Below are 24,084 nucleotides of genomic sequence, written 5' to 3' on the forward strand. Positions count from 1 at the left end.
GCGATTCCCTGGGGAGGCCGCGTTGATATGACAGCACACCGACCGTGAGGGGCAGCACGGGGGAGTCCGGAGAATCGATGCCCAGGTGACGGCCGCGCACAGTGAGAACAGCCGATCCGGTCCACGTCGGGTGCGTGGCGGCTGCCCGGCCCGGCCAGCGTCAAGGCCCAGGTCGCTGACCTGGGCCTTGACCGTGAGAGCGGGCGACGGGAGTCGCACCCGCGCTCCCGGCTTGGGAAGCACTGACCCCGTGCCGGCCCGCCGGCCCGCCGGCCCGTCGCCGACGGCGACAGTCCGGCGGGCCGCGGGGAACCGCCGTTGAGCGTGAACGGCCGCCCTGACAGGCCGGCGTCGGGCGCGGCTCACCGGGCCGCAGGGGCCCTCTCAGCCCGCCGAACCTCGCGCGGGTGTGTCCGCGGGTGTGTCACTCGAACTGTGCGAAGAACCTCCAGATCTCTCCCTTGGTCCAGGTGGCGACGCCGCTTTCGCCGGGGGAGCCGTCGACCGGGCCGGGGATGTGGTCCCCGTCGAACGCGGCCCACTGGACCGGGTACCCGGCACGGCAGTCCGAGTACGTGGTGGTGATGTGCGTTTGGCTGCCCGGCGCGGGTTCGCGCGGGCTCTGGGAAGTGCAGCCGTTGTTGCTGACGAACCTGTCGCGCAGGGACCGTCCTTGCGCGATGTTGAGGACGGAGTCGCTGATGCCGTGGATTCCGAAGTAGGCGACGGGCTGGTTGCCGCCGTCGCACCCGCTGATCTGGGCGCCGGAGATGACCGCGACGGCCCGGAAGTCGTTCGGCCGGGCGCAGGCGAGTGCGTAGCTCATGCCGCCGCCCCAGCTGAATCCCGTGGCGAAACGCTGCGCCGGGTCGACGCAGAGGCCGGACTCGATGCGCCGGATCATGTCGTCGACGAAGGCGACGTCCTCACCGCCCGCGTTGGCCCAGCCGTTGTCGAGGCCCTGGGGGGCGACCAGGATGGCGGTGTTGTCCGACTGTTCCTGCTGGCCGTAGTAGGACCAGGCGTTCCCGCTCGTTCCGCCGGAGGCGACGTCCTGGGCGGTTCCGCCTCGCCAGTGGAAGGCGAAGATCAGCCGGTAGGGGTGGTCGTTGTCGTAGTTGTCAGGGACTCTGAGGATGAAGCCGCGGCTCTTGCCGCCGCTCTGGATCGTGTGTGTGCCGCTCGTCAGCCCCGGGGCGCTGCCGCATCCTTCCTCGCTGCCGGACGACAGCTTGATCATTCGCCATTGCTGGTTGGTGCCGCCCCGGTCGGCGTACTGGATGACGCTGGCGCCGTCGGCGGTGGAGGCGTCCCGCACCTCTACCGCCTTGCCGCTGCCGCGGTTGATCAGCCGGACGTGGTCCGTGTCGGAGTCGGCCAGGCGGAACTGCTGGTTGGCCCCGTTGTGGTCGGCCCACTGCTGGACCGCGGCGCCGTCGGCGGTCGAGGCGTTGGCGATGTCGAGGACCTTGCCCGAATGCCGGGCCTTGAGCCGGTAGTAGCCGTCGCCGGCGTCCACGAACTGCCACTGCTGGTTGGTTCCGTCGTGGCGCGTCCACTGCTGGAGCGCGGCGCCGTCGGCGGTGGAGGTGCCCGCGACGTCCAGTGCCTTGTCGCTGTTGCGATTGACCAGGACGTACCAGGCGTCTGTGTCCACCGCCGCGGCCTCGGCGGACGTCGACAGCGCCTGGGCGGGCGTGGTGATCACCGAGGTGAGCAGGCCGGTCGCGAGGACCGCCGCCAGCACGGCGGCGAACCGGGACCACCATCGGGATCCGTGTGGGCGGGCGGAGCGAACCGCGGCGTAGATTCTCATCGCCTCACTCCCTGGTCAGCGACAGGCCCCATCAGGTGACGGTCCAGCGCTGGTTGCCGCCGTTCCAGCAGGAGTAGAGCTGGAGCGGGGCGCCGTTGCCGGAGCCCGCGGCGTCGAGGCAGAGGCCGGACTGGACGCCGACGATGGAGCCGTCGGAGTTCACGCGCCACTTCTGGTTGTCGCCGCCCCAGCAGCTGTAGATCTGGACTCTGGTGCCGTCGCTGGTGCCGCCGGCGTCCAGGCACTTGTTGCCGTAGACCCGGAACTCGCCGTCGGCGGTGTGTGTCCACTGCTGGTTGGTGCCGCCGTGGCAGTCCCACAGATGGACCTGGGTGCCGTCGGCGGTGCTGGAGTCGGGCACGTCCAGGCACCGCTCCGAATCGCCGCCCCTGATCTGCCCGCCCGGAATCGGCGTGGACGAGCCGCCGTTGAGCGCGTTGAGGACGGCGTCGTAGGCGGGCTTCTTGCTGCCGTCGTTGTTGAACAGCAGCGGCGTGTGCTGCGCTCGCCAGGAGTCGCTGTCGCGCACACCCCAGACGGTGACGCCGACGCAGCTCGCGACCGCCAGGCAGTCGTTGGTCACGTTGGCGAAGGTCGTGGGCGAGGCGCCCTGGATGTCGAGCTCGGTGACGGACACCTCGACGCCGAGCGCGGCGAAACTCTCCAGGGTGGTACGGAAGTTGCTGTTGTAGGGGTTGCCCTCGTTGAAGTGGGACTGGAAGCCGACGCAGTCGATCGGCACGCCGCGCTGCTTGAAGTCCCGGACCATGGCGTACATGGCCTGGGTCTTGGCCGCGTTCCAGTTCTCGACGTTGTAGTCGTTGTAGCAGAGCTTGGCGGCCGGGTCGGCGGCGCGCGCGGTGCGGAAGGCGACCTCGATCCAGTCGTTGCCGCTGCGCTGGAGGTTGGAGTCGCGCCGGGCGCCCGAACCGCCGTCGGCGAACGCCTCGTTCACGACGTCCCACTCGACGATCTTGCCGCGGTAGTGGGACATCACGCCGTTGATGTGGTCGATCATCGCCTGGCGCAGCTCGCCGCCGTTGAGGCTCTGCATCCAGCCGGGTTGCTGGGAGTGCCAGGCCAGGGTGTGGCCGCGCACCTGCTTGCCGTTCTGCACCGCCCAGTTGTAGACGCGGTCACCTGCGGTGAAGTTGAACTGCCCCCGCTGGGGTTGGGTGGCGTCGATCTTCATCTCGTTCTCGGCCGTCACCGAGTTGAACTCGCGGTTCGCGATATTCGTGTACACCGAGTCGCCCAACCTGCCCGAGGCGATGGCGACACCGAAGTAACGGTCGCTCTGCGCCGCCGCGGCGCCGAGCGTGCTCTCGGCGGCGTGTGCGCTCGGCGGGGTGACCAGTGCGCCGACCACCCCGAGGACGCCGACGACCAGCGCTACCAGCAGAACGCGGAACTTCCGGTGGGCGGTGGGTGGAGATATGGCATACGAGCCCATGACTGTGCCTCCAGAGTAGACGTCACGGAACGGTTGAGGTGCGGCGGAGGCGTCGTCCGCCTCCACGCGGCGGGCCGACGAGGCGGGCCGGAACCCGGGCATCACGGGATCACCGGACACCGTGGGCGCGTCGGACACCGTGGGCGCGCCGGAGGGCGGCGGACTCGGCGGGGCGATGAGCGATGCCGATGCCGGGGCGATGTGCGACGCCGACGCCGGGGCGTGGTGGACGACCACGGCCGCGCGCACCTGGCGCGGGACCGTGGCGTGGTTTCGACAGAGGCATGGGTTTCTCCATGGCGGCTCAACCGGCGGACCACCACGCGGCGTCGCCTGCCTCTCCGACGGTGCGAAGAGCCAGGACGCGCTGACGGGAACCTCACCGGATGGGAAAGAGGGGGCGCGGTGCTGTGGTGCGCGGCTCTGCCGTGCCCCACGAACCGCTCGGGGCAGGCTGTTCGAAGGGCGAACGGCAACTGTCTTCTCAGACAGCGAGATTGAGGCTTCGACGGTGGGTCGTCAATCCTCCTCGCGGAAAATATTCCGCGTCTCGACCGAAAACTTCCGGAAGGCTGGCGAGTTGGAAGGAGATCGCGGGACCGCCATCGCCTTCGCCGGTGGGGGGTGTTGGCGCGGGCCCCGACGAAAGGGGTGAAACAGCAGGTCGTCGAGGTTGAGTGGTTCCTGAGGCGGCAGGGGCGTGTGCCGGCCGGTCGCGCGAGGTCGAGCACCGGCCAGGGTCGGGCGTGCTCCCCCAAGCCCGCGGGGGAGGAGCTGTTTATGGACAGATAGGTGACAGGTCTTGACCGAGAGCCTCCACGTTCCTAGCTTGTGGCGCCAAGGAGTCCGTGAAGTTTCGTAAGTTTTCGACGCTTGATGCTTCCCGCCCCGGAGGTCTCCATGGCCAACACCCACCGGACGCCCAGTGGATCCGCTGGCGTGACGGCCCCCTGGCGGTAGCCGTCACCGCCGGTCGTCAGCTGGGACGGCTGAAGGCGGGAGTACCTCTCGTCTCCGTCCACGGCGAAGCGCTCCGGCCGAGTGCCCAGCGCAGCAACTCTTCGGCATACACGGCCGCTTTCGCACCTCCATCCCTGACTCCCGGGGCGGCCGTTCCGGTTCATCGGGGGAACCTCACCCCCGGCCCCAGAAAGGGATGCCTCTCATGTGGCTTCGCCGTCCATCCCCGCTTCGTCTGAGACGCCTGCTCGTCCTCCTCGCACCGTTACTGTTCGTGGCCACGTTCCTCGGTGCCCAGCCCGCCAGCGCGGCGACCATCGACCCCGACGCCTCGTATGTGCTGGTCAACCGCAACAGCGGCAAGGCCCTGGACGTCTACAACCAGGCGACCGGCGACGGCGCCCGCATCACCCAGTGGGCCAGGAACGACCAGGCCCAGCAGCAGTGGCAGTTCGTCGACTCCGGCAACGGCTACTACCGCATCAAGTCCCGCCACTCAGGCAAGGTCCTGGACGTCCACAACTGGTCCACCGAGAACGGCGGCTCGATCGTCCAGTGGGCCGACCTGAACGGCGCCAACCAGCAGTGGCGGCTGGCCGACAGCTCTGACGGCCACGTGAGGTTCATTTCGCGCCACAGCGGCAAGGCCCTCGAAGTGCAGGGCGCCTCCACCGCCGACAGCGCGAACATCGTCCAGTACGACGACTGGGACGGCGCCAACCAGCAGTGGCAGCTCGTCAAGGTCGGCGAGGGCAACAACCCCGGCCCGTGCGCTCTGCCATCGACCTACCGCTGGACGTCAACGGGCGTGCTGGCGGAGCCCAGGCCGGGGTGGGTCTCGCTCAAGGACTTCACCGTCGTCCCCTACAACGGCCAGCACCTCGTCTACGGGACGACGCACGACACGGGGACCAGCTGGGGTTCGATGAACTTCAACCTCTTCGGCGACTGGTCGCAGATGGCCTCGGCCGGCCAGAACGCGATGTCGGCTTCCACCGTCGCGCCCACGCTCTTCTACTTCGCGCCGAAGGACGTCTGGGTGCTCGCCTACCAGTGGGGCAGGGCCTCCTTCTCCTACCGGACCTCAAGCGACCCCACCAACCCGAACGGCTGGTCGGCCGAGCGGGAGCTCTTCACCGGAAGCATCTCCGACTCCCAGACCGGCCCCATCGACCAGACGCTCATCGCCGACGACACGCACATGTACCTGTTCTTCGCCGGCGACAACGGCAGGATCTACCGGGCCAGCATGCCGATCGGGAACTTCCCGGGCAGCTTCGGCTCGACCTCGACCGTGATCATGAGCGATACGACGAACAACCTGTTCGAAGCCCCGCAGGTCTACAAGCTTCAGGGCGAGAACCGCTACCTGATGATCGTCGAGGCGATCGGCGCGCAGGGCCGCTACTTCCGCTCGTTCACGGCCACCAGCCTGAACGGCTCGTGGACACCCCAGGCCGTGACCGAGAACAACCCCTTCGCCGGCAGGGCCAACAGCGGCGCCACCTGGACCAACGACATCAGCCACGGCGAGCTGCTGCGCACGAGCCCCGATCAGACCATGACCGTTGACCCCTGCAATCTGCAGCTCCTCTACCAGGGGCGCAGCCCCAACTCCGGCGGCGACTACCCTCTCCTCCCCTACCGCCCGGGCCTGCTGACACTGCGGCGCTGACGGCGTGACACGACCCCGGCTCCGGCTCCGGCACGGAGCCGACGTGGCGGGCTCGGCCTTCCGCCGAGCCCGCCGGGTCGTGCGGCAACGCGCGCGACCACGGGCGTGACCATGGGCGTGGCAACGTCAGGGCTCCCACGGCACCGGAGCGCGGGCCGCGCCACGCGCACCAGCCGGGGGGTTCCGCTCCAGCGTCTCGGCCTCGACCACCGCGGTGATGGGGAGGAGACCGCGGTGGGACGGGCGGATCGAGAAGAGCCCGGACTCCTGAGCCGCGTGCTGCTGATTCACCGAGACCCCGCCTCATGCGGTGATGCGTTTTCCCGAGCGGCCAGCCCCAGGTCGGTCTTCAGACCAGAGACAGCGACGCCTTGGGAATGCGGGACCTCATCGGAGCTGTCGAGAAGGGGATCCCCGCACTCTCATGCACGAAGGCCCAGGCTCGGGACACCGCCCCTGACCTGGTCCCTTCATTCACTGGGCGGGCGACGAGAATCGAACTCGCGCTCTGGGCTTGGGAATCATCGCGCCTCTGGCGGTTGCCGGGCCACTGATCTGCTGAAACGTCACACTCGGCGCCCTGTTCACCCCCCGCTGGGGAACCCCGTCGACTGCGGGTAACCGTTCTGACGGGCACGCGTCGGGCACGGCACCTGACGGGAGCTGGCAGTCCGCCGGCCCCGAGCGCAATACTCGGTGTCCTCGCCCCGCCTGGTGTTCGGAGCGGAGACAGGAAGCCTGTCGCGCTGCGGCCAGCTCCTCGCCGAGGCTGTGGGCGCGGCTTTCGGGTGGCGGCGGCTCGGCGTTGGCGTTCACCGGTTCCCCGGGACGCGAGTACGGCGCCGCTCCCGGTGAGCGGTGCGGTAGATCTTCAGCCGGCGGCACGGCGGCATGGCGGCACGGCGGTACGGCGACCCACGCCCACGCCGGCGCGTGGTGTGTCGGCGGCAGGGCGCGTCGTCGCGCGGCCACGCGGCACGGTGCCCCGGCGTGCCTCACCAGCTACCCGCGACCGGTCGCCTCTGCCGAACGGGAGAGGCGACCTCACCCCCGGGGCCCAGCGACCCCGCTCTGGCAGACCCGACAATTGAGCCATGGCTCCAACCCCCCACAGCTTCCTCACTGCCCCGGGTGAGCAGCGGCACGGGCGGTGGCGCGCGCTCTGGGAAACGACCGGATCCGGGCTGCTGATGCTGCTCACCTACTCGACGATGGAGGGCTTCACCCCGTCTCTGCCCGTCCTGCCCCTTCTCCTCCTCAGCGGCGCCATCCTCGTCCTCCTCGCTGTCCGCCGCCGCTATCCGGTCACCAGCCTCCTGGGCGCGTCCGCCTTCCTGGGCGCGCTGCCCGCGGCTGGACTGCCGGTCGCGGTGATCGCTCACACCACGGCCAGGCAACTGGCCTCCGCACGGCGCAGAACGTCCGTGCTCTTCGGCGCGACCGGTCTCCTCGTGGTCGTGGCCGCCGTTGTCGCACCGCTCTACGCGGCCGGCAGCCGCTCCTTCGGCTTCGGGCTCGGGCTCGTGCTCGCCGCCACGACGTTGCTGGTCCCCGGTCTCGTCGGCACCGCACGCGGGCAGCAGGACCGCCTGCTGCGGGCGCTGGGGGAGCGCGCAGCCGCCGCGGAGGAGGCCCGGCGGCTCGCGGAGAGCGAGTCCCGCACCCACGAGCGGTCCCGGATCGCCGCCGAGATGCACGACCTCGTCGGCCACCGGCTCAGCCTGATCTCCCTGCACTCCGGCGGCCTGGAAATGGCGTTGGGCAAGGAGTCACCCGAACTGCGCGACGAGGCCGCGTTGGTACGCAAGGCCACCGGGGACGCCATGCGCGAACTGCGCGAGGTACTGGGGGTCCTGGGCCCGCTGGGGCGGGACGACACCGGCACCGGCGCCCTCACCGACGCCACCGGCACCCGGGCCGACATCGAGGCGCTCGCCGAGGAGTCGCGACGGGTCGGCATCGCGGTCGCACTCACCTGGGACGGACCCGATCTCGACGTCCGCCCGGCCATGGTGCGTCGCGCGGTGCACCGCGTGGTGCGCGAATCCCTGACCAACGTGCACCGTTACGCCCCGGGATCCCACGTCACCGTGGCCGTCACCCACACCGACGACCGGGTGGGCCTCCTCGTGCGCAACGGGGCCCCGCCCTCGCCCCCGCCCGCGACGACCGGCCTCGGCACGGGGCGCGGCCTCACCGGTCTGCGGGAGCGGGTGTCCCTGCTCGGCGGCACGCTGGACGCGGGACCGACCGCGGCCGGAGGTTTCGTGGTGACGGCCGATATCCGGCCGGAACCCGACCCTGAGGCGGACCCCGCCGACACGGGCGAACCCGCGCCGGAACCGCTCCCCCAGCCGCCCCCGGCCCGGTCGTTCGACGGGTTCCAGCGCCGCGCGGCGAACGCGCTCACCGGCCTCCTCGGACTCGCGGGACTGGCCGTGCTGATGTTGCTCTCCCTGGCCCTGTTCCACTCGGCTCGCCCCGGAAGTCCCTATGTCCCGCCGGAGGATCCCCGGATCGGGATGTCCCGCGAGGAGGTCGAGGACGCCGTCGGGAGCGACAGCTCGGTGGTCCGCGCGGCGGCGACGGGGCGGGAACCGGCTCGCCCGGACGACGTGACGAGGTGCGTCTACCCCTCGTTGCCGGGCGAGCACATCGTTCCCCAGCATGTACGGGACGATCCCGAGATCGACGCCTGGACCTACGACGGCGCGGCGCACTACCTCATCACCCGGTACTGTTTCCGCGGTGACGAACTGGCCGCCATCGACCGCTTCACCGTGCCGATGGTGTCGCAGAAGCCCCCGTGGGAGGCCCTATGACGGAGCCGCCGGCTCACGACCAGCGCCCGATCCGCGTGCTCCTCGCGGACGACGAGGAGATGATCCGCCACGGCGTGCGGCTGATCCTGCGGCACGCCGAGTGCATCGAGGTGGTCGGTGAGGCCGCCAACGGCGAGGAAGCGGTGCGCCTCGCCGCCGAGACCCGTCCGGATGTCGCGCTGGTCGACATCCGGATGCCCGTACTCGACGGGCTCGCCGCGATCGAGCGGCTGGTCGCCCTCGACCCCCGCCCGCAGGTCGTCATGCTCACCACCTTCGGCGACGAGGAGAACGTGACACGCGCGCTGCGGTCCGGCGCCGCCGGCTTTCTCCTCAAGGACGAAGGTCCGCAGGAACTCGTCAGCGCTGTCCGGGCCGCCGCCGCGGGGGACTCGGTCCTCTCGCCCGGCGTCACCGGAGCGGTCATCACCCGCATGCTCAGGGGCGGAACCGGCACGCCGCGGACCGCGCGCGGGGTGCCGGACCCCGCGTCGAGCCCCGATGCCTCGCCGACGGCCGCGCGACTGCTGGGGAACCTCACCCAACGGGAGCGGGACGTCCTCGTCCTGTTGGGGCAGGGCCTGGCCAACCGGGAGATCGGGAGCCGCCTGGACATCGGCGCGGGCACGGTGAAGACCCATGTCAGTGCCATCCTGGAGAAGACGGGCTCGGAGAGCCGCGTCCAGGCCGCGGTGCTGGCGTACCAGACGGGGTTGGTCTCCTGAGCCGGGACGGTCGGGGCGCGCGATAGCCCCGGGGACGCTTCCCCGGCGTGTGCGGTGGGTGTGCTGAGCCGGGGTGGTCCGCGCCGACGCCGCCCTCCGACTCTCCCGACACCGACCATCCCGACCACGGGTCGGTCGACGGGTGTCGTGGCCTCGTCGGGAGGTGTCGCCCGCCGCTGACCGCCCCCCGCTGACCGGCCGCCGCAGACCGGCCACCCTGGCCCGGACCGGCCATTCTCCAGCCCGAGTTGAGAGGCGCTGGGCGAGCAGCCGCCGTTGACCGGGCCGCGCACGCCCGCGTCCCGGGCCACGGGCCACGGGCCACGGGCCGCCCACGGGTGGCCCGGCGCGGACGACGGCGGTGGCCTCCTCTGCCGGATGGCAGATCCACCGTCCGCAGCGAGGAGGAGGGACCGCCCGGTGCCTGCCTTTTCGGGGACCCGGTATCCACGCCCTGAGGCCCACGTTTCCGGGGCGCGGCGTCGTGAGGATGGAAGCAGCCCAACCGCTTCCGCACTCCTCAGGAGCCGACATGTACAGGCACCCAGCAGCCACCGGCCCCGTCCACACCGTCGCCGCGGCCGAGGCCACCCAGTTGAGCAAGGTCTACGGCGAGGGCGAAACCCGGGTCGTCGCCCTCGACGGCGTCTCGGTCGGTTTCGCGCGCGGCCGGTTCACCGCGATCATGGGCCCCTCCGGCTCGGGCAAGTCGACCCTGATGCACTGCATGGCCGGGCTCGACGCGATCACCACCGGTTCGGCGCGCATCGGTGACACGGAACTCTCCACTCTCGGCGACCGCCAGCTCACCAAACTCCGGCGTGAGAGCGTCGGTTTCGTCTTCCAGGCCTTCAACCTGCTGCCCACGCTGACCGCTCTGGAGAACATCACGCTGCCGATGACCATCGCGCGGCGCAGGCCGGACCGGCAGTGGCTCGACACGATCGTGGACACCGTGGGCCTCTCCGGGCGGCTCTCCCACCGTCCCGCGCAGCTCTCCGGCGGCCAGCAGCAGCGTGTGGCCGTCGCCCGGGCCCTCGCCTCCCGGCCCGAGATCATCTTCGCCGACGAACCGACCGGCAACCTGGACTCCCGCTCCGGAGCCGAGATCCTCGGCTTCCTGAGCGACTCCGTCCGGGAGTTGGGCCAGACCGTCGTGATGGTGACCCACGACCCGGTGGCCGCGGCCTACGCCGACCGAGTCGTCTTCCTCTCCGACGGCCGCCTCACCGACGAACTGCTGGGACCCACCGCGGAGAGCGTCCTGGACCGGATGGGCCTCTTCAAGGCCAAGGACCGCACCACCTGACGCCGGCCAGCCCCACGGACTCCCGCCGCGCGAGCGCGGCCCCGCCACACGATCCAGGACTGAGACACCATGCTGCGTACCGCTCTGCGCAACGTCTTCGCGCACAAAGCCCGACTGGCCATGACCACCCTCGCAGTCATGCTCGGCGTGGCCTTCGTCTCCGGCACCCTCGTCTTCGGCGACACGGTCGCCCAGGCCTTCCGCGATGCCTCCAGCCGGAACCTCCAGGGCGTCGCCGTGTCCGTGACGGCCGAGTACGTGCCGGGCGACGACCGTGACGAGGACGAGGAGGGCCGCAGAACCGCCCTCACCAGCGACCTCGCGGACGAGATCCGCGCCCTGCCCGGCGTCGCCTCCGTCCACCCCACGGTCAACGGCTCGGCCACCCTCGCCGACAAGGACGGCAACCCGCTGAACGTGGAGTACTCCTGGCAGAACCTGGCCACCAACTACGCCGCCGACGAGGCGGACGGCCAGGACAGCCGCTTCCCGATCACCGCCGGTCGCGGGCCCGCCGCCGAGGACGAGATCGCCCTGGCCGACCGCACCGCCGACGAGTCCGGTTACCGGATCGGCGACACGGTCCGCTTCGCCACCGACGGTCCCGCCCTGGAGAAGACCCTGGTCGGCACCGTCTCCACCGACGACCCGCGCGTGAACGCCGGCGGCTCCCTCGTCCTCTTCGACACCCCGACCGCCCAGCAGCTCTTCCTCCACGACGGGCAGTTCGACGAACTGCTGGTGAGCTCCACGCCCGGCACCGACGAGGAGACCCTGACCGCCGAGATCCGCGACCTGCTGCCCGCCGAGGGGGCAGAGGCCACCAGCGGCGCCCAGCTCGCGGAGGACCAGGCCCGGCAGATCACCGAGGCCACCCGGGCGATGACCCAGATGCTGCTGATCTTCGCCGGGATCGCGCTCTTCGTCGGCGTCTTCATCATCGCCAACACCTTCTCCATGCTGATCGCCCAGCGCAGCCGCGAGGTCGCCCTGATGCGCGCCGTCGGCGCCACCCGCCGGCAGGTCGTGCGCTCGGTCCTCGTCGAAGCCACCCTCCTCGGACTCGTCGCCTCCGTCGCCGGGTTCGCCATCGGCCTCGGCATCGCCACCGGTATGCGCCCGCTCCTCAACGCCGGCGGCGCCGGTCTGCCCGACGGCTCTCTGGTGGTCTCCACCGGCGCGCTCCTGTGGTCGCTCGTGGTCGGCGTCGGCGTCACCGTCTTCGCCGCCTGGCTGCCGGCGCGCAAGGCCGCGAAGATCCCTCCGGTCGAGGCGCTGAGCACCGTCGACCAGGCACCGCCGGCCCGCTCCATGACGATCCGCAACGGGCTCGGTGGCGCCGTGACCGGCGTGGGCGTGCTGGTGATGCTGAACGTCCACAGGTTGGACAGCGGCGACGAGGGCGACTTCATGATCGCGATGTTCGGTTCCGTGATCCTCCTGATCGGCGTGATCATGCTCGCGCCGCTGCTGTCGCGGCCCCTGGTCTCGCTCGCCGGCTGGTTCACCACCCGGCTCTTCGGCGCCAACGGCAAGCTCGCCACCGAGAACGCGCTGCGCAACCCCCGCCGTACCGCCGCCACCGCCTCCGCCCTGATGATCGGCCTCACTCTCATCACCGGCCTGAGCGTGGCCGGCACCTCCACCGAGAAGGCCATCGAGAAGGGGGCTGTCGAGGGGCTGACCGCCGACTACAAGGTCTCCATCCGCGAGGGCCTGGACACCGAACTCGGCGACCGCGTCGAGAACGTGCCGGGCGTCGCCGACACGGCCGCCCTCGTCACCGCGCCGCTGGACCTGAACGGCGAGTTCGCCACGATCACCGGCGCCGACCCCGCGCAGCTCCGGAACGTCGCCGACGTGACCTACACCAGCGGCTCCCCCGACGCCGTCGGCCCCGGCCGGGTCGCGATCTCCGAGGACCTGGCCGAGCGGGCCGGCCTGTCCCACGGCGACACGGTGGACGCCGAGCTGGGCGGCGACAGCGATGCCCAGGAGCAGCGGCTGACGATCGTCGGTGTCTACCAGGAGAACCGCGCCATCGACGGCGCGCTGGGCACCCTGGACCAGGTCATGCCCCACAGCTCGTCCGACACGTACGACAGCGTCTACGTCAAGGCCGAGTCCGGTCAGGCCGCCGGCCTCGACCTGGACATCCGGCAGGCCCTGGACAACAGCCCGCTGCTCCAGGTGCAGACCCGGGAGGAGATCACCCAGGAAGAGGCCGGCGGCATCGCCGACCTTCTCAACATGATCTACGGACTGCTCGGCATGTCCGTCCTGATCGCGGTGCTCGGTGTCGTCAACACCCTCGCCATGTCCGTCTTCGAGCGGACCCGCGAGATCGGCTTGCTCCGCGCCATCGGCCTCGACCGCACCGACATCCGGCAGATGGTCCGCCTGGAGTCCGTCGTGATCTGCCTCTTCGGCGCCGTCCTCGGCATCGGCCTCGGCACCTTCATCGCCTGGGCCAGCGGCAACCTCACCAAGTCCTCCCTGGCGACATACGAAACCGTCCTGCCCTGGGTCAGCCTCAGACTCTTCCTGCTGACGGCCCTGGCCATCGGGGTTCTGGCCGCCATCTGGCCGGCCCGTCGGGCCGCCCGACTCAACATGCTCCAGTCGATCAACGCCCAGTAGGAACCCGCCGGCCGGAACCGGACGCCGCCGGTGACCCCAGGGGTCCTGACGGGGCGCGTCATGCGGGACCTGCCCGCCGAACTCGCCGCCCGCGCAACGGCAGGCACCTGGCCGGCGCTGCCCAGGACAACCGCGTCATCCCGCACGCGAGGACGCCGTCCGACGGACTCTCCCACGGCCAACCGGAGCCGCTGCTCCACTTGGTGAAGACACCCACGCAGCGGCTCCGGGACGGTCCCGCCGCCCCGTTCGTGGAAGGCCTGGGGTTGATCGAAGCGGCGAAGTCCAAGGCCGGGTCGTCTCGTTCGGATCTTCGCGGGGGCATGACCTCCCCAGGCTTCGTCCCGGAACGCCCCCAACGTACGAGCTGCGATCCGGCGCCTCGCGATGTACCGCGTCGTAGGGCCCCTCCTCCCAGCCGCAGGGCTGGGGGAGCCGCCCCCTGATCAGCGAAGATCCAAACGTGGCCAATACACCTGCCCCGCGACCCACATGGGCGACCAGAAGAGCACCTTGCCCATACGTCGATCGAGCAGGACCAGGGTCGTCGCGCCCGAACCACCCGTGGCGGTCACCAGCTTCACCGGAGCGCCGTCGAGTTCGTCGAGCCTGTGCGGCAGAGCCTCGACCTCCTGCCTCAGTCGCGAGCCGGCGGGAAGCCGGTTCCGCCTTCGGCGGTAGGTGTGGCACAGCGAGTCGACAGGGATGTCCGTGTCAGCACCCCGCACGTGGGTCACTGTTCCCAGCAGGGAGGCCAGGGCCGGCGACCGCTCGTACGATGCCACAGCCTCGGTGACCCTCTGGTTCAACCGGCTCAGCCCGGACACCGGAACCACGACCTTCCCCCGGTCCGCGGTGACTTCCGCGCCGGTGACCTCGTCCCGGACAAGGTACTCGTTCTCAGAGCGCGTTTGAGATCTGAAGTGCCTCGTCTGGGGCCCGTCGGACCTGACGGGTCAACAGTGGGTGTTGGTGGAGCCGTTGCTGCCGCCGCCTCGGACCGGGCCGAAGGGCGGGCGGCGGGAGAGACACCCGCGTCGTCGCATCGTGGAAGCGATCTTGTACCTGGCCCGGACCGGGTGCCAGTGGCGCTACCTGCCCAGGGACTTCCCGCCCTGGCCCACGGTGTACTGGTACTTCACCCGGTGGCACGACGACGGCACTGTGGAGAAGATCCACGATGCGTTGCGCGACAAGATCCGCCGGGCCGACGGCCGCGATCCCGCACCCACCGCCGGGGTGATCGACTCGCAGTCGGTGCGCGCGGCCGATTCCGTACCGCAGGTCACCAGCGGATACGACGCGGGAAAGCGCCAGCGTGGCCGCAAACGGTTCATCGTCACCGACACCCTCGGCCTGCTACTGGCCATCCACGTTGTCTCCGCCAGCGTCCAGGACCGCGACGGGGCCAGGCGTCCACTGCTGTGGGCGCGTCTGAACCACCCATCGGTGCGCCTGATCTGGGCAGACACCGGCTTCGCCGGACGCCTGGTGGAGTGGACCAACCAGATCCTGTGCCGCACGCTTGAGATTGTCCGTAAGCCGCCTGACCAGCGTGGTTTCGCCGTCCAGCCCCGGCGCTGGGTGGTCGAGCGGACATTCAGCTGGATCACCATGCGCCGCCGGCTGGCCAGCGACTACGAAACCAACCCAGCACACTCCGCCACCATGGTCCGCTGGGCGATGACCGACGTGATACTCCGCCGACTCACCCGTGGCCAACCCGCGACCCGACCCGGACGGCGCCCCTACGACGCACCTCATAACCAGATGTCAAACGCGCTCTTAGCATTCCGGGTTCGCTCCGCCACTGTCGTTCGCGATTCCGCGAATCGCGGCTGCCTCGTTCTTCGCCGGACAGCCTCAGGCGCGATGCTCACGAAGCCCACGAGCGATTTCCATGTCCGCCGCGAGTGCACTGACACGAACGGGGTCTCGGGCGTCGTCCAGGACCACGACATGCACGGTACTGCCAATCTCGGGGAGTGGTTCGTCGTCGAGCCATGCCGGGAGTTTCAGATTGTCAATGAGTCCGGCGATATCGTCGTCGAGCTGAACGAGAACGCCCCAGGGAGCGATCTCGGTGACGACCGCCTCGAACTCCTCATGGACAGAAATCATCTCTTTCGTTGCGCTCCTCACATGGGAATGAACGTCCGTCGCCCGCCGGTGAGCTCGTTGAACCGGGACAATCGATCGGCCGGAATGGCCCACTCTCGAACCTCGCCCCATGACGAAGGCCCAGGAACGGGGCACTGTCCCTGACCTGGGTCTTCACTGCTGGAGCGGGCGACGAGAATCGAACTCGCGCTCTGAGCTTGGGAATCACCGTACGGAACGGGCCGGCGTACCACCTGACCTGTATAGACGCGACCTCGATCGGGTGCTCTGCGGGCTTGGCAGTGCCCCGTGATTGACCGTGGTTCCCTGAGCCTTCTGGTACGCGTCTGGCACGGAGGCTCCGGGCAGCTACAGGTCGTCGGGCAGCAGCCGGAAGGCGTGGTTGCCGGTGAGTGGGGTGATGGCCCTGAAGTCGCGGCGGTCGAGGGTCAGGATGGTCTCGGTGTCGTAAGCCTCGGCCAGGACGACGTTCATCGCGTCGCTGAGGTCGAGTCGCAGGGCCGCGTAGCGGTCCTGGACCTTGCGGGCCTTGCGCAGGGCGTCGGCGGACAGCCCGGGAACGGCAACACGGCCGGTCCGCTCCTGTGCCAACAACCAGTCGTTGACGGTATGCGCTGCCTTGCGGTCGACGTTGCGCGTGGTGATGTGCTCGATCTCCAGGATCACCAGTGGTGACACGACGGTGAGCGCGGCCTGGCGCATGGCGGTGCGGGCCGGCTTGTGCTCGGGATCAGAGGTGTTGAGGGCGGCCACCAGGCCGGACGTGTCGCCGACGACGATCATTCGGCGTCCGCCACGCCGTCCGAGACCGCTCGGTCGATGTCCTCGTCGGTGACCGGTCCGCCGAAGTCCAGGCGAGGAATGTCCCAGTCGTCGTCCCAACGCCGGGTACGCAGGGCCGCGACGTGGAACGCCTCCCGGAAGTACTCCGACTCGGGCCGGCCCTCCCGCGCGGCGGCTTCCTTGATCAGCGCGAGATCTTCCTCGTCGACCATGACGGTCGTCTTCTTCAAAGCCATATGGTTATGGTACCCGGACCATATCTCCGCACTTCGAGGTGGAGAGACGCGCTCTTGTCGTTGGCGACGCCAACCGCCAAAGTCATACATGAAGTGGTATGTCCCTGACAGTGTCGTATGCCCGGGAGGGAAGGCCGTTGTGGACCAAGGCCCTGCTGTGACGTGGGCGCGCAAGATCTTCAACGATTTGACGGAACCGCTGGCGCGCGAAATACCGCGATGTCTGGTCCGAGCCCACCAGCGGGCCAAGCACGGACATCAGGGAGTGGGGACGCAGACTCTGGAGGCGTACGGGCACGGCCTGTACGCTGCGCAGTACGAGGAGTTGACCGCTGGCTTGGAGAATCTGCCGGAGGCAGCCCCTGCCCGTCTCCAGGGGCGAACGGTCATGATCGTCGCAGGCTATCTCCTTTACCCCCTCCGATATGCAAAGAAGGACGTGCCCGTAACGGAGGCGCATCTCCGCCGCGCGACCGGGTTCCGGGCCGACCTGATTCGCCGGCATGGCCCGGAGCCTGTGCAGGCAGAGTTGGATCTGGGGCTGGACGAGCTTCGGGAGGCCGAGGTTCACCGGGATCTTCTCCGGATCAATCCGGACACCAGGCTGGTTCTCCTGGCCTACGCCTGTTCGATGGAACGGGGTGTGGTGCGCGTTGAGTGGGGCGACGCGGAGCTGCGGCATGACGACAAACACCTGTTGTGGCATCACCATGAACCGCTTCCGATGCCTGCGGATGGGGAGCCAAACTGACCCACCGCCGGGCCGTTTGGCACACGGCTCGTGAATCGGACTAGACAACACAACGGCCCAGGCTGGGGATCATGTCCCTGACCTGGGCCTTAACAACTGGAGCGGGCGACGAGAATCGAACTCGCGCTCTGAGCTTGGGAATCAGAGGTACTGTGCGGCGAAACCCCATGTAGACCTGCTGCGATTGGCTGGATCACCCTTCCCCGACATGCCGCCGGTGACCGATTGGGACCGACAGCACGGGCACGCATCGGGCACGGAGTCTGGACCATTGTGGCCGCTCTCATCCGCTGGCGCTTCTTGTGTTGGCCCCGTCCACGTCGCCGCCCGTGGCTAGGCTCTCCGGTTTCCCCGTGTTAATCGCAGCCCGCGCCCCACCCAGTGAACACAACATTTCGACAGACTCTAGCCCGCTACCCACATGGGCGACCAGAAGAGCACCCGGGACATATGTCGGTCGAGCAGCACCAGGGTCGTCGCGCCCGTACTGCCCGTGACTGTCACCAGCTTCACTGGAGCGCCGTCGAGTTCGTCGAGCCTGTGCAGCAGAGCCTCGACCTCCTGCCGCAACGGCGAGCCGGCGGGAAGCCGGTTCCCCCTTCGGCGGTAGGTGCGGCGCAGGGAATCGACAGAAATGTCCCTGTCAGTACCCCGCACGTGGGTCACTGTCACCAGCAGGGAGGCCAGGGCCGGCGACTGCTCGTACGATGCCACGGCCTCGGTGACCCGCTGGTTCAACTGGCTCAGCCCGGACACTGGAACCACGACCTTCCCCGGTCCGTGGTGACTTCCGCGCCGGTGACCTCGTCCCGGATGAGATACTCGCTCTCGCCGTAGATATCTTGCGACTCGACGAATCGCTCGGCGGGAACGTGGTCCTCGGGAATTCTCAGCACGATGCCTCCTGGGCCCATCTCGTCGGCCGCGTCCAGGGCCACATCTTCGAAGTCAGTGGTCCAGGAGGTGAGATTACTGTTGGTATTCCCGCCGTTGTGTAGGGCGGCGTCCGCGTCGCCCCCCAGAGGCACCGCTCGTCCCTCCATGCCCTCGGAGAACTTGTAGTGGTCGCGGCAGAGACCGCGGTACAGGTAGCCGTCGCCCTCAAGTCCGAGCGGGTCCCTCCAGTGCAGCGGATTGGGGACGTACCCGTAGTGATTGATCTGTGGTCGTGGGCCGAGTGGGTCGGGAGTGCAGTACCGGGCGACGGAAGGGTCGTAGTACCGGTAGTGGTTGTAGTGCAGGCCACTCTCGGCGTCGAAGACCTGTCCCGGAAAGCGAAGAGGGCAGTCGGCGGAATCGCCTTGGAACTCCCCCCCACGGTCAGGGACCGGAACGCCCCACAGGGAGGCGCCGTTACGCCACACGACGTCACCGCGCGTGTCGACGAGGTGAGTTGGCGTCCCCACGAGGTCGCTGACGATGCTGTAGAACGCACGGTCATAGTCCTGCTGCTCGTCCAGCCTCAGCGCACCGGTCGTGACTGTCTGCGCGATGGGGACGCCAGCCATGTAGTCCCACGAGGTAGTGCGCGGTGCCGCCGAACCAGAGAACTCCGTCTGCTCCACCAGGGTGGTGCCAGCCCAGACGTACTCCGTGCGGTCGACGGCTCGGCCCCCAGCGTCCCGCCGCCACTTGGCGAGCCGACGGCCAAGTGGGTCGTAGCGGTACTCCCAAACATCGCCCTCCGGCGTTCGCACTTCCGTGAGCTGGTCCTCCGCGTTCCAGCTGTACTGCCACACCGAGGGCGGACGGGAACCGTGGCGCCGCGTGCGCCGCACGGTGCGGCCGGCAGGGTCGTAGTCGAAGGTGGTGTCGCCCGCGCACAGCAACAGGCTTCCCTCGTGGATTCGTTCGCCCGCCACGCCGGCATCCTCGTCACCCACCCAGGCAGCCCTCGTCTGGTAGCCCCTGGAGTCGTAGGTGTAGCTCTCCCACCAGTCCTCGCCTGTCACGGCCGTGACCCGGCCCAGCGGGTCGCTGTCGAGCGTCAGCCGCCCGCGTGTGTCGTCGTGCAACTCCCTCAGCAGGCCATTCGGACCATAGACGAAGCCACGCTCGCTGGACCGACCGTCCGGGGCGGTCATGGTCTGCCTGGTCAACCACCCCTCGCCTGACCACTCCTGCCGCAACGTGGGGCCCTGGCGCACGTGGCGCCCGACCTCGCGCCCCATCGCGTCGTAGTCGAACTCCGTGCTGACCTCGTTCGAGACGAGGCACGTGCGCCGACCTGCCGCGTCATGTACGAACCTCGTGTGGTGCCCGCTCGGCGTGGTGCGTGAGACCAACCGTCCCGCCCTGTCGAAGCGTTGGTGCAGTGTCCGGCCGTTGTGGTGCTCGGCGATGACGCGCCCCACCGAGTCCCGGTCGAGGCGCAACTCGGACCCTGGCCCAGCCGCCGACTGAAGTCGTCCCAGTCGGTCGTAGCGGAACTCGGTGCGGTCCCCTCCGGACTCCTTGACCGCGATTCGCCCCAGTGGATCCCGCTGGTACCGCACCTCCTGTCCCGAGGCGTTCGTCCGGGACACCAGCTGGTCCGCGGCGTCGTGGGAGTAGGTGGTCGCGCGGCCGTCGAAGTCGAACTCCGCGACGAGCCGACCGGCCTCGTCGTAGCTCCTTCGCCATTCCTTGCCGTCGGGAGCCACGACACGGACCAGTCGCAGTTCGCTGTCCCGCTCGTACCTGGTCTCGGTACCGTCAGGCGCCGTGCTGCTGACGCGCTGGCCGAAGGCGTTGTACACGGCCCGGTGTACGGCACCGCCGGGGTCCGTGTAGGCGACGCGGTTGCCCTGCCCGTCATACTCCCATGTGCGGGTGTGGCCGGCGGCATCCGTGGCCGCGACCAGGTGTCCCTCGGCGTCCCACCGGAGCCGGAACAGCGTGCCGTCCGGTTGTTCGACCAGCACCGGCCGCCCGAAGGCGTCACGCTGTTCCGCGGACGTCTGCCCAAGCGGACCCACCGAACTGATCGGCAGGCCCGCCGCGTCGCACTCGATGTGAGTGATGGCTCCCGAGGGATCGGTGATCGACTTCAGCATCCCCCGGGGGCCGTAGCCGTAACGCACGGTGGCCCCCGACGGATCTGTGTACGAGGTGCGGTTGCCCGCCCCGTCGAACGTCTGCTCGCGTACCGAGCCGTCGGCTTCCACCACCCGCGCCTCCAGGCCCGGAGCCGCGTACGTGATGGTGACTTCGCCCCCGTCCGGACGACGGCACCAGACCAACTGCCCCCACTCGTCGTAGGCGTACTCCGCTGTCCGGCCCAACGGGTCCGTGCGCCGAAGCAGGTTGTCATAACGGTCATAGCGATACCGGGTGACGTGGCCCAGAGGGCCGGTCTCGCTCTCCAACCGATAGGCGTCGTCGAACCGAAACAACGTCACATTGCCAAGAGAATCGGTGTACTCGGTCGTTCCGGTGCCGTCCGGGTAAGCGATGGTGCTGCGCAGCGTGCTGTCCGGCATACCCGTTCGAATACAGCGGCCCCGTTCGTCGTAGCTGTACGTGAACGAGTTGCCGTTGCGATCCTGCCAGCCGGTGAGTCGCCGGTGGGCGTCGTGACGCAGCGTGAACAGGTGCCCGGAGGCGTTCCGCACGCCGCTCAACTCACCGTCGCTGGTGTACTCGTAGCGCCGGAGCACGGGTTGTTCCGGGGCGCTCAGCATGACCAGCTCGCGAAGCCGTCCACTCCGGATGGTCAGTCCTACTCGGTAGCCCCCCGTGTGTTCCAGCAGTACGGGGAGGCCGGCCGGGTCATACCGCACGTCCAGCCTGTTGCCGTTGCGGTCGGCGACAGCGACCAGGGAGAGCTGGCTCGCATCGCTGGCCACCGGTTCGAAGTGCAGCGTCCGGTTGCTCTCGTACTGCCGAACCGTCAGCTGGCCGTGGGACTCGCCGTCCCACAGCAGGCCCCAACGCGGTCCCTCCACCGGCATCACTGGGGTCTCCCCATCGGGAAGCGGAACCGGGTAGTGCAGCACCATGCCGTCCTCTGCGAAGAACCGCACGCCGTTGTCGTCCAGGACCAACCGTTGGTCAAGGGTGGAGAACCAGGCAGGTCCAAGCCAGACACCGTTGGCCACACCGGATCGGTGCACCCGGCGGAACAGCAGGTCCAACTTGCCGGACAGCTCCACGTCGGTGACGGACATCACCACTTCGCCGGTGGCCATGTCGATGGGGTCGTTCTTGCAGAGGAGCCGCCGGAACTCGCGCCCCAGGTGGCGCAACCCCTGCCCCATTCCCTGGACACCGGAGGATATGCCTCTCAGTCCGGTTCGTGCCGCTGACCGGAGCCCCCGGGCGAGGCCGCCGAGGGTGGTGAGTCCTTTCATGCCGGGGATGCAGTCGAGTGCGGCGAAGGCGACGTCGAGGAGTCCGGCCTCTCCTCTGGCGTACTTGATCAGGGTGTCGGCGAGGACGACCAGCGCTGCCGCCAGCACCACCCAGGCGAGAGGGCCGCCGATGATCATGACGACGATGCCGAGGACGGCGACGATGACCTTGCATATCTCGACGAGGGTGTCCCAGTTGTCGGTCACCCACTTGATGGCCTTCTCCCACCAGCGGCGGTTTTGGATGCCGGCGTCGCTCGCCTCGTCGATGTCGCGGGCGCACTGGCGCGCTGCTTCCTCGCGCATCTCCTGCGCGTCGAGGGCGAGTTGGCGGGCCGCGGTGAGGCGTTCCTGGGCGTCGTCGACTCTGCTTTGGGCGGCGCCGGCGGCGGCTTCGGCGGCCTGTTGGTCGCGGGTGGCGGCGCGGACGTCGGCCTCGTCGGGTGGTTCGACGTTGTCGCGTTCGCCTTCGCGTTGGAGGCGTTCGGCTTCGTCGCCGGCGCGGCCGACCCAGTCGGTGGCGTCGCCGAGCGCGGTCTGGGCGGAGGCGAGGTCGGCCTGGGCGGTGACGGCGCGGTCCAGGGCGCGGTCGGCCATGCCCTGGGCGGTCTGGAGTTTGGGCCAGTAGGTGTGCAGCGCCTGGGCGCACAGGGAGTAGGAGTCCTCGAGTTTGGTGAGGTTGTCCGGAACGCCGTCGAACTCACGCCGGAACGCGTCCGCCGACAGCCCCGCCCACTCCAACATGGCCCGCTCGCCCGCCATGCCCCTGATCTTGCCGAGCGCCTCACCGACGTCGTCGGCGAACTCCTCCAACTCATCCGCCAGCTCCCGGACCTCGTCCGGATCACCCGGCGTCGGGTCCCGATCCATGTCCACCGGTGACCAATCAGACGGTCGCGCCATGATCCCCCCAGGCCGCTCTCCCCAAAGCGGACGAAACACTACTCAGAGAAGGCGACGCGAGCAACGGGTGACCGACGGCACCGGGGAAGCCGGGCGCACGGAGGCGCAAAAAGTAAGGCCCGGGTCGCTGACCTGGGCCTTAACCGTGAGAGCGGGCGACGAGAATCGAACTCGCGCTCTGAGCTTGGGAAGGTACGTCCGAAGTGGGTCGATGTGGTCGCTGACCTGCCCGAAGACGTTGCCGCAGGGTGTTCGGTGGTGCTTCGTCGTGCCCGGTGTTGGCCGTGATTCCCCTGTCGTTCTGGCACGTATCTGGCACGACCAACGGCTCGGCGGTAAGAGCCTTCGGCGGCAAGGCCAGTCAGCTGCCGGGCAACAGCCAGCATTGGGCGGCCAAACCATCTCAACGGGACTGACCCGACCGCTACAATCAGCTGCGGGGGAGATGCTGGGCGTAACGAGTGGGCAAGCTCAGGTCGCCGTTGCTCAATTCTGTTACGCCCATTTCCCGAAGCTAACGGTCTCAAAATTCGAGAAAAAGATGACTGACGATAACGAAACACTCGAAGATTGGCTTGAGACGGTCCATTACCCAAGTGTGCTTGGGCGGCCTCTCGGTATGAGTGACCTGCTGTTTCCGTCTGATGAAATCAGGGATGAGTTTCTATGTGATGTGCACCTCCGAAGCGAGGATGACGTTATTGCGGTTTTGGATCGCTTTCTCTTCACATCCATGAGATTGCCCATGGTGGATAAGCGAGATTGGGAAATTTGGCGCCACCAGAGAGAGCGCCTCCTCTCCGGGGAAGTGGTAGATGAGAGTGAGCGTCAATCAATCATGGAGGGGCTGAGAAGTCCGCGGGTGATCTTGCTGGCATCTTATTTTGAAGATGGAGAAGAGGATCTTTATACCTGGGAAGGGGTATCGTGGATTCGAGGCTTGCTTCCCGATCACCCGCGTATCGCAATCGATGCGCTAGAGGCGTATGCAATCGCCCACGCCTGGGCAATGACCGACTATTTGATTTGGAGTATTTCTGACGCTCAGGCGCTGATCCACGCAAGATATATTGGAATTCCGGAAAACTCTTCAGGGCGCCGTTCTCTTTTGGCTAATCTGGAACCTCGCCAGTTCGAGGTGATCGTCTATAATCTGTATGGCGCAATGGGCTATGAAGTGACCCTCACGCCGAAATCGAAGGATGGAGGGCGGGATGTGATAGCCGTACGAGAGGCCGACGGAATGCGCGAGACGGTGCTTGTCGAGTGTAAGCGCCGCAAGAAGCCGCGAGGTCCAGAGGAAGTTCGTGCCCTGTACGGCTCCGTCAAGCGGGAAAAGGCTAACCGGGGGGTATTTGTGTCAGTGTCCGGATTTACAAAGGCGGCCCTTGCTGAGGTGAGCGAAGATGGCATCATCGAACCCATAAACGGGTTGCAACTCGTCGTACTTCTCAATGAGTACTTGGGGCATAGTTGGCCAGCGAGGATTGACTACTACGGTCGGGAACCCTCCTTTCTGCCCTGACTCTGCCTATCAAGCGCAGGAGCACCTTCCCATG

Annotated in this window: 15 protein-coding genes; 8 read left to right on the forward strand and 7 right to left on the reverse strand. The window is 68.5% G+C overall.

What is annotated here, in order from left to right; translation table 11 throughout:
• Positions 1-424 precede the first annotated feature (424 nt).
• Both FH715_RS07680 and FH715_RS07685 read right to left on the reverse strand, forming a co-directional pair.
• A complete protein-coding gene (locus FH715_RS07680; RefSeq protein WP_139642323.1) occupies positions 425-1,747 on the reverse strand; it encodes an RICIN domain-containing protein in 1,323 nt (440 codons plus the stop codon).
• A gap of 100 nt (positions 1,748-1,847) precedes the next feature.
• Positions 1,848-3,269, reverse strand: a complete 1,422-nt coding sequence (locus tag FH715_RS07685) for an endo-1,4-beta-xylanase (protein WP_139642115.1) — start codon at positions 3,267-3,269, stop codon at positions 1,848-1,850.
• A 1,165-nt stretch (positions 3,270-4,434) separates the two neighbouring features.
• Between FH715_RS07685 and FH715_RS07690 the strand changes: the two genes are divergently transcribed.
• The 5 genes from FH715_RS07690 to FH715_RS07710 all read left to right on the forward strand — a co-directional run bounded on the left by FH715_RS07690 (position 4,435) and on the right by FH715_RS07710 (position 13,400).
• A complete protein-coding gene (locus tag FH715_RS07690; protein WP_139642117.1) occupies positions 4,435-5,904 on the forward strand; it encodes a non-reducing end alpha-L-arabinofuranosidase family hydrolase in 1,470 nt (489 codons plus the stop codon).
• Positions 5,905-6,998: 1,094 nt separating this feature from the next.
• Complete coding sequence (locus FH715_RS07695; protein WP_139642119.1) at positions 6,999-8,726, forward strand: sensor histidine kinase; 1,728 nt, start codon at positions 6,999-7,001, stop codon at positions 8,724-8,726.
• On the forward strand, positions 8,723-9,451 hold the full coding sequence (locus FH715_RS07700) for a response regulator (RefSeq protein ID WP_139642121.1): 729 nt from the start codon (positions 8,723-8,725) through the stop codon (positions 9,449-9,451). The genes FH715_RS07695 and FH715_RS07700 overlap by 4 nt, the downstream gene beginning before the upstream one ends.
• A 532-nt stretch (positions 9,452-9,983) precedes the next feature.
• Positions 9,984-10,760 carry an ABC transporter ATP-binding protein gene (locus FH715_RS07705; protein ID WP_139642123.1) on the forward strand — a complete coding sequence of 259 codons (777 nt, stop codon included), beginning with the start codon at positions 9,984-9,986 and terminating at the stop codon, positions 10,758-10,760.
• 69 nt (positions 10,761-10,829) lie between these two features.
• The gene (locus FH715_RS07710) at positions 10,830-13,400 is read left to right on the forward strand and encodes an ABC transporter permease (protein ID WP_139642125.1); all 2,571 of its coding nucleotides are present in this window, start codon (positions 10,830-10,832) and stop codon (positions 13,398-13,400) included.
• A 446-nt stretch (positions 13,401-13,846) separates the two neighbouring features.
• Here the strand turns inward: FH715_RS07710 and FH715_RS07715 are convergent, their stop codons facing one another.
• Positions 13,847-14,185 carry a hypothetical protein gene (locus FH715_RS07715; RefSeq protein WP_139642127.1) on the reverse strand — a complete coding sequence of 113 codons (339 nt, stop codon included), beginning with the start codon at positions 14,183-14,185 and terminating at the stop codon, positions 13,847-13,849.
• Positions 14,186-14,348: 163 nt separating this feature from the next.
• Between FH715_RS07715 and FH715_RS29505 the strand changes: the two genes are divergently transcribed.
• A complete protein-coding gene (locus tag FH715_RS29505) occupies positions 14,349-15,665 on the forward strand; it encodes an IS5 family transposase (RefSeq protein WP_281290720.1) in 1,317 nt (438 codons plus the stop codon).
• Between the two features lie 204 nt (positions 15,666-15,869).
• On the opposite strand, the gene FH715_RS07725 is transcribed toward FH715_RS29505, so the two are convergent.
• Complete coding sequence (locus tag FH715_RS07725) at positions 15,870-16,304, reverse strand: PIN domain-containing protein (RefSeq protein ID WP_139642129.1); 435 nt, start codon at positions 16,302-16,304, stop codon at positions 15,870-15,872.
• On the reverse strand, positions 16,301-16,540 hold the full coding sequence (locus tag FH715_RS07730) for a ribbon-helix-helix protein, CopG family (protein ID WP_097230997.1): 240 nt from the start codon (positions 16,538-16,540) through the stop codon (positions 16,301-16,303). The genes FH715_RS07725 and FH715_RS07730 overlap by 4 nt, the downstream gene beginning before the upstream one ends.
• A gap of 88 nt (positions 16,541-16,628) precedes the next feature.
• Between FH715_RS07730 and FH715_RS07735 the strand changes: the two genes are divergently transcribed.
• Complete coding sequence (locus FH715_RS07735) at positions 16,629-17,291, forward strand: hypothetical protein (protein ID WP_246108619.1); 663 nt, start codon at positions 16,629-16,631, stop codon at positions 17,289-17,291.
• Between the two features lie 405 nt (positions 17,292-17,696).
• Here the strand turns inward: FH715_RS07735 and FH715_RS07740 are convergent, their stop codons facing one another.
• Both FH715_RS07740 and FH715_RS07745 read right to left on the reverse strand, forming a co-directional pair.
• Positions 17,697-18,056 (reverse strand): hypothetical protein, encoded by a 360-nt coding sequence (locus FH715_RS07740; protein WP_139642132.1) that lies wholly within the window; start codon positions 18,054-18,056, stop codon positions 17,697-17,699.
• A complete protein-coding gene (locus FH715_RS07745; protein WP_246108628.1) occupies positions 18,035-22,492 on the reverse strand; it encodes an RHS repeat-associated core domain-containing protein in 4,458 nt (1,485 codons plus the stop codon). Before FH715_RS07745 ends, FH715_RS07740 begins: the two co-directional genes overlap by 22 nt.
• Before the next feature lie 244 nt (positions 22,493-22,736).
• On the opposite strand from FH715_RS07745, the gene FH715_RS07750 reads away from it, so the two are divergent.
• A complete protein-coding gene (locus tag FH715_RS07750) occupies positions 22,737-24,050 on the forward strand; it encodes a restriction endonuclease (protein WP_170184672.1) in 1,314 nt (437 codons plus the stop codon).
• The last annotated feature ends 34 nt before the right edge of the window (positions 24,051-24,084 follow it).

It is taken from the genome of Streptomyces sedi, assembly GCF_006335015.1.
GTDB lineage: Bacteria > Actinomycetota > Actinomycetes > Streptomycetales > Streptomycetaceae > Streptomyces > Streptomyces sedi.